This window comes from Mucilaginibacter sp. P5_A6 (genome assembly GCF_056400585.1).
Window position 1 is genome coordinate 203,373 of the sequence record NZ_JBFUKZ010000009.1, and the last position, 12,220, is coordinate 215,592.

A 12,220-nucleotide genomic window follows, 5' to 3' on the forward strand; every position below is an offset into this window, starting at 1 on the left:
TAGTTTTACTTTTTCTTAATATTTTTAGGTTTTAACTCATCGGGCGCGCCGTTTGTATAAGAAATAAACACCTCCTTGGATCCCGACTTAAGAACGTCTTCGATAGTGTTTATATCAATAACCCCGGCAGGCTTAAACTGCACCGACGACATATATTTGAGGATACTGTAGTACAATTGACAGGCTGCCGGCCTTTCCTTATCTATTGCCGGCGACAGATCCGCACTACTCACTATAATGCTTCCTTTACCCACCTTTGCTTCAAACAGGAAAGCCAGGCGGCGGTTCATGAACCAGGTGTCAATGGGCTGTATAACAGGCCGGAATGTAGTTGGAAAATCCTCCAGGTGCATAACCTGTGCGTTTAATAATACGTCCCACCATTGAATTTCGCTATATGATGCCGTTGGAAAATCATTAAATATGGGATGCCGGGGATCACACACAAATCCAAGCGTATGCGGCGGACGCATTTTAAACCAGGAGGTGTTCCAGAAAACCTGTGTAAAGGCCTGCACAATCTCCTTACCCTTAACTACCTTGCCTGCAACGTTCAAAAACACCTTGCCCCCATCATTAAGTACCTTTTTAGCTTTATCATCCAGCGATGTTGTATAATATACATCTGGTTTAATTTCGGGTAATGTTGCCGGGTATACCCAAAAATCCCAGTCGTTTATATAGGGAGAGTTTGGTACAGATACCTCCAGGTTCAGTTTTTCCGGCGATCTGATCCCTGATAATGGTACATTGATCTCGCCCGACTGCTGGCAATTGCCCATAACATAACTCTTTTTATTAAGCACACCCTGGCTAATCACCGTATGTTGTGCATCGGTTAGCTTCCAGTTCAATGCGGCAGTTATTGGCTTGCTGTAATTAAACAGCTCAACTGACGCCTTTAAGGTTTCATTATTATGGTATACAAATTTTTCGGTGCGGATAAGCGGCACAGTGGCATTGCAAAAACGGGCAAACTGCTTAGCCGTGATATAGCCTTTATTATCCCAAAAGGCATTAAGCACGCCAACCAGGGCGGTACCCTGCCCCGGATAATCATTCAAAGACAGTAATTGAAAGCCCGAGTAACCAGGTGTGCGCATAGCCTTTTCAATTTCATGTTTGTAGCATAGAGCCTGCAATTTACCCGAGGCGATCAGGAATTTTTCTGCTTCATCGGCCATACCGTGGTCTTTCAGATCTTCCTCAAAAAGTTCAAAATTTTTGGCTTTATAAATGCCGGTATATTTTTTAATCTCTTTAAAATCAGGAAACGCGCAGTACTGCCCCATTTCATGGGCTACAAAAGGTACATTAAACTGTGCAATCTGTTTGCTGTAGTCCGAATAACTTTCGGGCCGCTGGCTCCATGCCAGTCCCCGTGCGCCGGCACGGGCCATATACTCGTTGTTGGGTATTACCGGCCAGCTACCGCCTACAGCCGCCCCGGTATAAAGCCTGCGGGTATCTTTGGCTTTCCAATAGTCAACAAACTTAGTCAGGTATTCTACTTGTTTGCCGCTGGGCTCGTTGCCATAGGCCATCATACAAAACGATGGGTGGTTACCATACCATTTGGCTATACGGTTTGTTTCATCATAAATATACTGATCAATGGGACGGCCCAGCCCCAGGCCGCTGCCGTGATTAGCCCATGATGGCCCTTCCACATGTAAATAAAACCCTGCTTTATCTGCTGCCGCAAAGGCCGCTTCGGGTGGGCACCAGGAGTGAAAACGCATATGATTTAAGCCATATGCCCTGCATATTTTAAATATCCGGTCCCATTCAACTTCGGTTGTAGGTGGATAGCCGGTTAACGGAAATTCGCAGTTGTTCACCGTGCCGCGTAAAAAAACAGGCTTTCCATTAATAGTAAAAGTTTTTGCATCAGCCTTAAATTCACGCATACCAAAGGCAATCTGTTTGGTATCTGTGTCGCCTTTACCGGTAGTTAATGTAGCTGTAAGCTGATACAAAGCAGGGCTAAATTCATCCCAGATTTGCATTTTGGTGCCCATTGGCAAATCAATAGTTATTTCACTTGTACTATCCTTGATGGTAACAGACTTACTTACAGCCGGTATAAGCTGCGAATGCGCGGTATTAAATGCTTTGGCCGATAGGGTGATCCTGCCTGTAGTTTCACTACCTTCACTTTTAACCAATATTTTAATATGCGCTATTTTTTGTTTCAGATCGGGGTAAACCTGTACGTCTTCTAACCAGGTGGTTGCCCCGGCAAGGAGTTCCATTTTACCAATTACACCATTCCAGTTGCCTTGTGTATGATCGGTGATGCTATGGGAATCCGGACCAACATTAATGGCTTTTACCCGGTTATCAATACAAAGTGTTATGCTATGCTTTCCCGGCGATATTTTGCTGCCCAGATCAAACTGGTGCGGGGCTACCAGGCTGTTTTGCAGGCCAATCTCCACACTATCTACCCAAAGGCGGGTTTCTGTATGGACTCTTTCCAGGAAAAGCACTATGCGTTTGTTTTTCCAGCCTGATGGAATATCTACTTCCTTTTTATACCATGCTGCCCCCGTATAATGCTTAGGCGGTGTAAGCCAGAAGGGTATCTTCAAATTACCCGGCTGCCGGTATTTGGTCATGTGCGGATTATAAAACCATGAGCTGTCATAAATACTGCCTGTCCATTTTGTTTTTAGGGTGATATCGTCGCCTTTTAAATTCCCTGTCATAGAACCAGGCAGGTGAATGGTATCGGTAAGGGGTTTTAGAAACCATTTTTCTTCAATACCCTTACCGGCAGAATCTATCCGGAACTGCCACCGGCCAGCCAGTGAAATAATATTGCCCATCTTTTTTGCATCAGGGACAGACCAGGCACAAAAGAGTACACCCAGGATCGCGGTTATGCAGATCAGGAGGTATTTTATGCCTTTATATTTATTATTTATCTGCATTTATATCAATTAAATCGAGTTTTGTACCATCTTTAGTAATGATCTGAGATTTTTTCCATTCCCACCCCTGTGCAAACTTTACATCACCGGCGGTAGCTGCGTCAATATTGACATTATTGAAATGAAAATGCTGCATGGCCGACTCCTCCAGGCCGATGGCGTTAATGGCTTTTTTGGCACCCGTCACTTTAACATTGGAAATATAGATATCTTTAAAATGCGGCATCCCCTTTTCGGCCGGTTCTACCTGGTGCAGTATTTTTTTCCAATGCTCAGGTATACTATCTATATTATAACCATTGGGCAATTTGGAGTAACTGTAGCTGGGGTTCCAGTTCATGGTGATCTGGAAAGCCGTGCCTACACCATTCATGGTGATATTGGTGAAATGGATATCCTCCACCGTACCGCCCCTGGTAATGGCCGATTTAATATTGAGTCCATTGCTGGTGCCGTTGCCGGTAAGTTCGGTAGCCAGCACATGCCTGATGCCGCCTGATGTTTCGCTGCCGCAGGTGAGCAAGCCTGCACCAGCCCTTGAAATACATTTGCGGATCACCACATACTCGGTAGGCCGGTTCACCCTTAAACCATCCCAATCGCGGCCGGCCTTAAGGCAAAAATCATCATCATTGCAATCAATATCGCAGTTTTGTACCAGGATCCAGCTTGATGAATCTATATCAATCCCATCAGTTGATGGCCCGTGACCATCAACGTTGTTACGGATCGTTATTCCATCAACCGTAACCCGTGTGGAATACAGCAACTGAACAGTCCAGAAACCCGCCTGCTGCAGGGTAATATCCTTAATGGTAATATCTGTAGCGTTGGCAACCAGCAATGTACGGGGGCGTTTAGCATCATAATCAACAATCCAGCGCAGGCCTTTGGGATCATACTCCGCGCGCATTTTTCGGTAAATATCCCTTAATGGTTTGCCCTGCGCATTCACCAAACCCTTGCCGCTAATAGCCGCATTACTTTGCCCGATGATATTGATCAAAGCGGCGGGCCATTTCATTTCGATACCGGCAACACGGGTATCAATTTCGGGATAATCTTTCAGGTCCTGGCTGCCCAGCAATTCCACACCAGCATCAATATTGAGGCAAACGTTTTTCTTAATAAATATAGATCCCGTTAAATATTTACCCGGCTTAAACGAAACTATACCACCGCCTTTTGCCGAACACTGATTTATGGTTTTTTGTATGGCAGTGGTGTTTAATGTTTTGCCATCATTAAACGCACCGTTATTATTCACGTACCATACTGTTGTTTTCCCCGGATAATGTTTGGCCCCTACCTTTTTTGCCCAATCCAGGTTAGTTTGCGCGTTTACGGCATTTGCGGTCATAAATAATAGTAAAACAGAATAGTGCAGTAGTTTCATAGGTAAATTGTTCTTTTAATGGCTTACCCACCGAAATGCCGGAGGATAAGCCAGTCTTTTTATGATGTCCAGGACAATTCTTTCTTCACTCTTCCTTATCAATAGCCCGGGTTTTGTGCATACAATCCCGGAGCCGCATCTAATTGTGTTTGCGGTACCGGGTAGATCACATAATTTGCTACAACCGGTTTTATGCTTTTCTGTGCATCTTCCTTAGCAATCCAGGCGTTCATGATAGTTAACAGGTCGCCGCTTCTTTGAAGGTCGAACCAGCGCGAACCTTCGTCAGCAAACTCCCTGCGGCGCTCATCAAATAATTGAGGAAGCGTTACACCAGCTATTGATGGCAGCCCGGCCCTTGCCCTCACCTGGTTAACAATAGCATCAACATCGCCTTGCGAACCCGCGGCGCCATGTAGTATACACTCGGCCTTTAGCATTAAAATATCCGTGTACCTGATAGCAATAAAGTTAATTCCCCAGTCGAAACGGCTGGCAGCCGGAATTTTGGTGATATCAAGCCATTTTTTAAAGAATGGACGATTTTCAGTGGTACCGGCATTAGTGTAGCCTGCAGTATATAAGTTAAATCCCTTACGTACATCAGCAGCATCGTAGCTGTTCACCAAGTCGTTTGATACTGGAATTATCTCCAGGCTTCCGTTTGATTTGGCATCCTTAATCGACGAAAAATAGGTATTTGGAGCAAGTACCCACGGAAATGAAGCGCCATAAAGATCGCTGGTACCGCTTATACCAGTGGTGTACATAACATCAAAGACGGCTTCCTTATTGGTAACAGGACTTTGATTGCTATATGAAAACACATTGGTATAGTCTGTATTGAAAGTAAACTGACCGCTGCTGATGATATCCTGCAACAATGGCAAGGCCAGGTCCCATTCATTTGATCCTGTCCCCGGCCCCTCTATGCCATAGCTTGGTGCAGATTTAGCCATGTAAACCTGGGCCAGTACAGCTTCTGCGGCATATTTGGTAGCACGGCCAACATCAACCCCGGTATAGGTTGCTGGTAAATTGGCAATGGCCGATTGCAGATCGGCAATAATGAGTTTATAAACATCGACTACCGGGCTGCGGTTTATAACGTTGGCTTCGGGTGCAATAACCGGACGATCAATAATAGGAAGTTTACCAAAATACCTAACCAGGTCAAAATAATAAAACGCACGTAAAAACTTAGCTTCGGCTTGTAACCTCGTAGCCAATGACGCTGAACCTATATAACTGCCATTTTTGGCAACCTGGTCAAGCAGGGTATTAGCTCTGAAGATGCCATTAAAATCGGTACCCCATGCTTCGGTAACATAGGCGTTTGCTGCCAATGATGGTGAAAAATCATTCACCGGATCCCAGTCGCGTACGGTAACCGAAACACCGTAAATATTGTCTGAACGTATTTCGGACAGGTTAGCCAGCCTTACGGGATAGTTATGCAAATCGGCATAAATTGCGTTTGTAGCTTGTACGAAATCACTTGGCGACTTGTAAAAAGTTGCTGTTGTTGAATTGGATATTGGTACCTGGTTTAATTCCTTATTACAGGAAGCCATCATAAAAACAGCCGATATGGTTGATAGAAAAAATATCTTTTTCATTTTGATAATGTTGAGAATAATTAAAAAGTGACATTTACTCCGAAGATCAGTGATTTAGCCAATGGCAAACCTCCATAGTCACCGGCTTCCGGGTAATTACTGTCAGAACTAATAGCTGTATTTTGTGCTTCCGGGTTGAAACCACCATAATATTTATCATGTCCAAAGAAGTTTTCGGCAGTGACATAAATTCGCGCTGCACCTAAAGCTTTTGTTTTAAAAATACTTTTCAGATCGTAACCCAAAGTGATATTTCTAACCCGTACATAGTTTGATGAATATAACCAGTCGGTGTTGGCCACAAAACCAAATGTTGAATAAGCTTTACTAACGCGTCCATCGCCCTGGTTGTCTGGCGATCGCCAGCGGTTGGCATAAAACGCAGGAGCATTATCGGTAAAGCCCTGTCCTGTGCGTGTTATAGCCCTGCCTAATAAAGAATAAATCGAACCACCGTTTTGACCCTGCACCAAAACACTCAGGTCAAACCCTTTGTAGCGTACAGTATTGGTGATACCCCAGGTATAATTGGGGTTTGGGTGGCCAACAATTTGTTTATCAGCTTCGGTTATTACACCATCGCCGTTCAGATCCTGGTATTTGGGATCGCCTACGGTTTCGCCCGTACCATATGTTGCCGCGTGGTTATCTATATCGGCCTGTGATAAGAAACCTATTTGTCTTACAACATAAATACTGTTCAGCGGCTGCCCTACACGTAAAATAGCGTCAGAAACATCAAACGAATTTGGAATGATGATCTGTTTTTGGTTGCCATACAGTGATACAATTTTATTGGTATTATGGCTAATATTAATTGACGTGTTCCATTGAAATTTACCAACCAGGTTATGGCTGGTTAATTCCAGTTCCTGGCCAATGTTACGTACCGAACCCGCATTGCGTAACTGGCTGCTAAAGCCTGTTGATTGCAGGATAGGTACATTGAGCAATAATTCGGTATTTAATTTATTATAGTAGTCAAATGAGCCGGTTAAACGGTTGCTGAAAAATCCAAAATCGACACCCAGGTCATAGGTTTGTGATTTTTCCCACTGAATATCGGGATTTGGTAAGTTACTTGGGGCCTGGCCAATAGCCGAAGCCTGGGGTGCACCCAAAACATATCCGTATGAACCTATTTGCGAAATACTTCCATAATCGGCAATACTATTGTTACCGTTTACACCATAGCTAAAGCGCAGTTTCAAATCGCTTATAACGGGAACGCTTTTCATGAAATCTTCCTGGATAACCCGCCATCCTATAGATGCCGACGGGAATATGCCATACTTTGTATTTGGCCCGAACCGTGAAGATCCGTCTTCACGCAAGCTTGCCGATAAAAGATACTTGTCTTTATATCCGTACTGCACACGACTAAAGTAGGATACCAAAACACTTTTAGTACCAGATGTGTTGCCCGTTACCGTAGCTGCTGCATTTAAGGTTTGAATTACACTGCTGGTATACCCCCCAACTGATGATAGCGTTGATTGGTCTAAACGATCGGTATTATAGGATTGCCCCACCAAAACATTCAGACTATGGACTGAATTAAATGTGGTGTTATAGGTAAGTGTATTCTCGTTAACAAATGTTTGTCTTTTAAAAGTACTGTATGAACCTGTAGTATTGGCTGTTAAATTAGGGTTTTTAGCTGCATCAAACGTCCTGGTAGCCAGTGTACCCGCAATAGTGTACGGCGTATAGCTGTTTGAAGCATTATCAACATTATCCAGGTTTACCGAACTCCTTAATGTTAAACCTTTAATAATCTCGTATTCGGCAAATATGGTGGCCAGCGTACGGTATTTTTTTGTTTGCCCAACTTTGTTTTCCAATTTGGCTATGGGGCTATTGGCCGAATTACCCCAGGTATATTGAGCGTTTTTAAAAGCATTTGGGTATAAACCTACAGTATCCTCCTGTATAGGGCTGTAGCTAATAGCCTGGTGAAAAATATTATCCTTACCCTCCACGCCCGGATCCTGGGTGATGGAATAAGTAGGCGCTATATTTAAACCTATTTTTAATTTTTTGGTGGCATGTACTTCCACATTAGCCCTGGCAGAATAGGCTTTATACCCCAGCCCCTTTACAAAACCATCCTGGTTGGCATAATTTCCTGAAATAAAATAGTTCACAAACTCATTACCGCCGCTGGCGCTTAACGCCTGGTTTTGCATAACACCATTTTGCTCTATGGCTTTCTCCCAGTTAACATATTGTAAGCCCGGGTGACCAGGCATAGCCCACCTCGGATCAAGCATATAGGCCGAACTGAAGGCCCCTCCGTTTAACGACTGGCGTTTAGCATTATCATCACTGGCTGTTGCTCCCTGGGTGCCAAATTTAAGCACATAAGCCGCGTTAATCATTTCAGTAGCACGGTCTATCCACTGGTCGCCGTTAAGCATAGGCAAATATTTGCTGGCCGCATTATATCCGTAATAACCGTTATAAGTGATTTTAGCCTTACCCGATTTGCCCTTTTTGGTTGTAATTAAAACAACCCCGTTTGATGCTCTTGATCCGTAAATGGCAGCGGCAGCGGCGTCTTTTAAAACCTGGATATCTTCAATATCATTTGGATTAATATTATCCAGCGGGTTGCCTGCTCCAAAGCTGCCGCCGCTACCTATTGGTGATACCGACAGCGGAAAGCCATCTATTACATACAATGGTTCGTTGCCGGCACTTATAGAACCACTGCCCCGTACATTAACGCTAAAAGCCTTGCCCGGTACACCTGTAGTTTGTTTTACACTAACGCCGGCCATTTGACCTACAAGCGCCTGGTCAACACGGGTTATGGCACGCTCATCCAGGTTATCTGCCTTAAAGGTAGCCACCGCACCGGTAACATTCGCCCGTTTTTGGGCGCCGTAACCTATAACCACAACTTCATTTAACTGCGATTCGGTTTCGGTTAAACTTATATTAATGACGTTGTTTGTGCCTACGGTAACTTCCTTAGTTTCAAATCCAACCGATTTAAACACTAACACTTGTCCGGCGGCAGCTTTTATAGCGTACTTGCCATCCACATCGGCAGTTGTGCCTGCTTTTGTGCCTTTTAGCTGCACAGAAGCAGCAGGAACGGGAAGATGTTTACTATCCGTAACCGTACCCGTGATACTTAGTTGCTGTGCAAAAGCACTATAGATGCCTGTCGCATTAAAAAAAAGCAACAGCAACAGCACTTTACAAGAATGAATAAAGATTCTTTTCATAAAATTAATTTTAGGGGTTTAACTGTTTGGTCAGTTAGGTTATAATGTAAAACGAACATAAAAGTTAATTCCAACAGCACCATCCTGTAGCATCCTGCTTACGGAGTATGGGGGCACAAAAAAAGGCGGTTAAAACAACCGCCTTTTCTCTTAAAAAAAACTTTATTAACTATTTAATAAGCAAATATTTAACTGGCCTAAGGGTAACCGGCCCAACCAAACCAGATGGCTTTGGCTGCCAGTTTATTGCGGTAAAAAGGCCATCCGGGCCTTTGGATCCGGGGCTATGTGACTGAAAATTAGTATTATAGAAGATCCTGTAGGGGATGTTCTTTTTATCCATATCTAGAATGCGGTTCACCATCAGGTTAGCTACTTTTACCTGTAACTGATTGACCGGCCTTAACTGTGCTGAAGGTATAGTAACCGTGTATTGCGGACCTATAAGTGTAACTAACTTTTTACCGTTGAGATAAACTTCGGCACTTTCATGCACCTTACCCAGATCCAGCTGCCAGGCCACCGCATTTAGGGTTGGCTTTTTAAAACTGATTGAATAGCTGCCTGTTCCGGAGAACGCTTTAAATTCATCGCCTCCTAATGCTGTCCATGATTTAAGGTCAGCGGTTTTTATTGGTTGCGGGAGGGTTGGACCGCCCTGGGTAAATGTAAGCGCCCATATACCATTTATAGCTACCGGTTTACCTGCAAGCTGGTAATATTTATAATTTACGATATTAACTTTTGTAGGTAATGTTTGCAAAATGCAGCTTTGCCCGGGCTGTAGTTGCAGGTAAACACCGGTTTGACCTTTGCCTTGTTTCCGGCTCCTGGCCAAGCCGTAATTTTTTGTCATCGGATCAAATACCACTACCGATGCTGCATTAACGGATAAGCCTACCCAGCCATCTACCGCTTTATCGCTATTATTGGCGATAAAATAGCTATTGCCATTTTTGTAGGTTCTGCGTACAAATTGAAGGCCATCATCGGTCATTCGCTCCCTGTTTATTCCAGCGGCATCCAGCAAGGGCATTATTTCATCAGCAATTAAAAACCGGCCTTTGCCTATCGCCGCCGTTTTAACCCCATCGGGCCCCGAGGTAAAGTTTAACCCGGCCAGTAAATCCTTAAATTCTTTTTCCCGCTCATTTAAACGGGCATATCCGGGCACATCTGATGGCAGTTTTTTATACACTACTACTGTTGCTCCTGACTTTGCTATATCCATTATTTTATGGAATGTTTCCAGCGGGATATACCTGCAATCGGGCAGCAAAATGGTTTTGTAACTGATTCCACCGGTGGCTATGCGGGCGCTTGTGGCTTGCAAGGTCATTATCTGCTTATCTGATATAAAATCAAAAGTGTAGCCCTTTTTTAGCATCTCCTGGGTTGAGTTTTCAAAACCGGTGCCGCTAAAATCGGGTTTCATGGCATCATAATGCTTAAGTAAACCTTTTTCGCCACGTTCCGAAAAACTATCGAACAAAGGATAATAAACCAGCACATCATTATCCGGCTTGCCCTGTTGCAGAAATGACTGGCAATTGGTTATATATTCATTAAGGGTTGAAAAATCGTTCCAGAATGGATTGGTTTGGTTAAAATGTACTTCGGCATAAAACAACCAACCCGGCCAGGGGGCATCCTTTGGTGAATAGCTGATACCATGATAAAAAATATGGTTAACACCGCCTACAAAATATTTATCAATAGCCTGTTTAACATCGCCTAATGACGTCAAAAAGTGATCGTTTAGCCAGGTTGCCGACTCTGACGAAGCCAGCGGCTTACCGGTAACGTGTGCCGCCGAGGTAGCAAACTTGAATCGCAAAATATCATTTCCCTCGGTTTCAGGAATGTCAATAGCCGCGTACAGATCCAGTATATTGGATGGCGAACCGTGCGATTGATTACGGATTAAAGCGCCTTTTGATTTACCCCATTCATGCCAGGGTTTGGTAAAATTGTCAAGCAACAGATCGGATATAGTTTGGCGGTAATCGCACAATATCCTGTTATTGTTTTCTTTATCATCATTACCAAACAGGGCCGGTAAATGATCCCGAAGATCGTAGCCCCGGCGCTTAATAAACTCATCAAAAAACTGTGGGGTAAAATTTGATTGCCCGCGGGCGTCATCTACTTCGTACGAGTCGTTAAAAAACGCGCGGATAGCACTTACATCCTGGCCTTTGAATGCCTGGTTAAACCTATCCAGGTAATGATCCAGTGCTGGTTTCGAAAAATGGTCAATCACATAGCCTTCACCACCAGGGGCCGCCCGCTCCACCATTTTACCATGCCATCCCATAAAAAGCGCATATAACTTCCAGTTACCGGCAGGTGCGGTCCAGTTCAGTTTGCCATCGGCCTCAACTTTACCGGTGAGGTTCAGGGCCTGCCCTTTGCCATCGTAGGCCATTAAAACAGTGAGTGGTATACGTTTATCAAACCGCACCTGGTCAAGTGCTATCAGTTGCAGGTTTTTATTACTGCTGATGGGTTCAACCAGGTCGGTGATCTTTGGCGCCTGGCCGTCTGCCCGTACCAGGGGTTGTTGTACAAACACAACAGGTTCATTTAATTTATCCCCACCCTTCAGATCATAATTTTTCCAAAAGAGTTCCTTACTCGCATCCTGATCAGTTACCCAGGGGCCGCCGAAAGGCCAGCCTGTGGCATTGGCCAGGTCAATACCCATATCCAACCGCTTAGCCTCCTGTAGTGTATATTTGAGCATATCAACCCATTGTGGCGACAAATAGGGTATAAACTCGCTTTCGTGCCCTTTTACACCGTAAATGGGTGTTATTTCCATTCCGCCTAAACCGGCGTCATGGTAGCTTTGCATATTCCAGGCCAGGTCCTTTTTGTTTACGGCGCTGCCCTCCCACCACCAGCGGGCCCAGGGTTTGGTTTGCCTGGTAATAACAGGCCATGTTACCTGGGCGGTTGCAGCCTCAGCACTTATTAAAAGCACTAAAGCTGCGGCTATTTTGAAGTTTTTGTTGAATACCGACATGTAGA

At 44.3% G+C, this 12,220-nt stretch carries 5 protein-coding genes; all 5 read right to left on the bottom strand.

Going from position 1 to position 12,220, the window contains the following annotated elements; translation table 11 throughout:
• Positions 1-5 precede the first annotated feature (5 nt).
• Positions 6-2,936, bottom strand: coding sequence for an exo-beta-1,4-galactosidase (locus tag AC1DO4_RS12660; RefSeq protein ID WP_477416273.1), 2,931 nt, complete (start codon positions 2,934-2,936; stop codon positions 6-8).
• Positions 2,923-4,332, bottom strand: a complete 1,410-nt coding sequence (locus tag AC1DO4_RS12665) for a glycoside hydrolase family 28 protein (protein ID WP_477416275.1) — start codon at positions 4,330-4,332, stop codon at positions 2,923-2,925. The genes AC1DO4_RS12660 and AC1DO4_RS12665 overlap by 14 nt, the downstream gene beginning before the upstream one ends.
• A 98-nt stretch (positions 4,333-4,430) precedes the next feature.
• Positions 4,431-5,951, bottom strand: a complete 1,521-nt coding sequence (locus tag AC1DO4_RS12670; protein WP_477416277.1) for a RagB/SusD family nutrient uptake outer membrane protein — start codon at positions 5,949-5,951, stop codon at positions 4,431-4,433.
• A gap of 20 nt (positions 5,952-5,971) precedes the next feature.
• The gene (locus AC1DO4_RS12675; protein ID WP_477416279.1) at positions 5,972-9,187 is read right to left on the bottom strand and encodes a SusC/RagA family TonB-linked outer membrane protein; all 3,216 of its coding nucleotides are present in this window, start codon (positions 9,185-9,187) and stop codon (positions 5,972-5,974) included.
• 169 nt (positions 9,188-9,356) lie between these two features.
• Positions 9,357-12,215, bottom strand: a complete 2,859-nt coding sequence (locus AC1DO4_RS12680; RefSeq protein WP_477416281.1) for a glycosyl hydrolase — start codon at positions 12,213-12,215, stop codon at positions 9,357-9,359.
• Positions 12,216-12,220 lie beyond the last annotated feature (5 nt).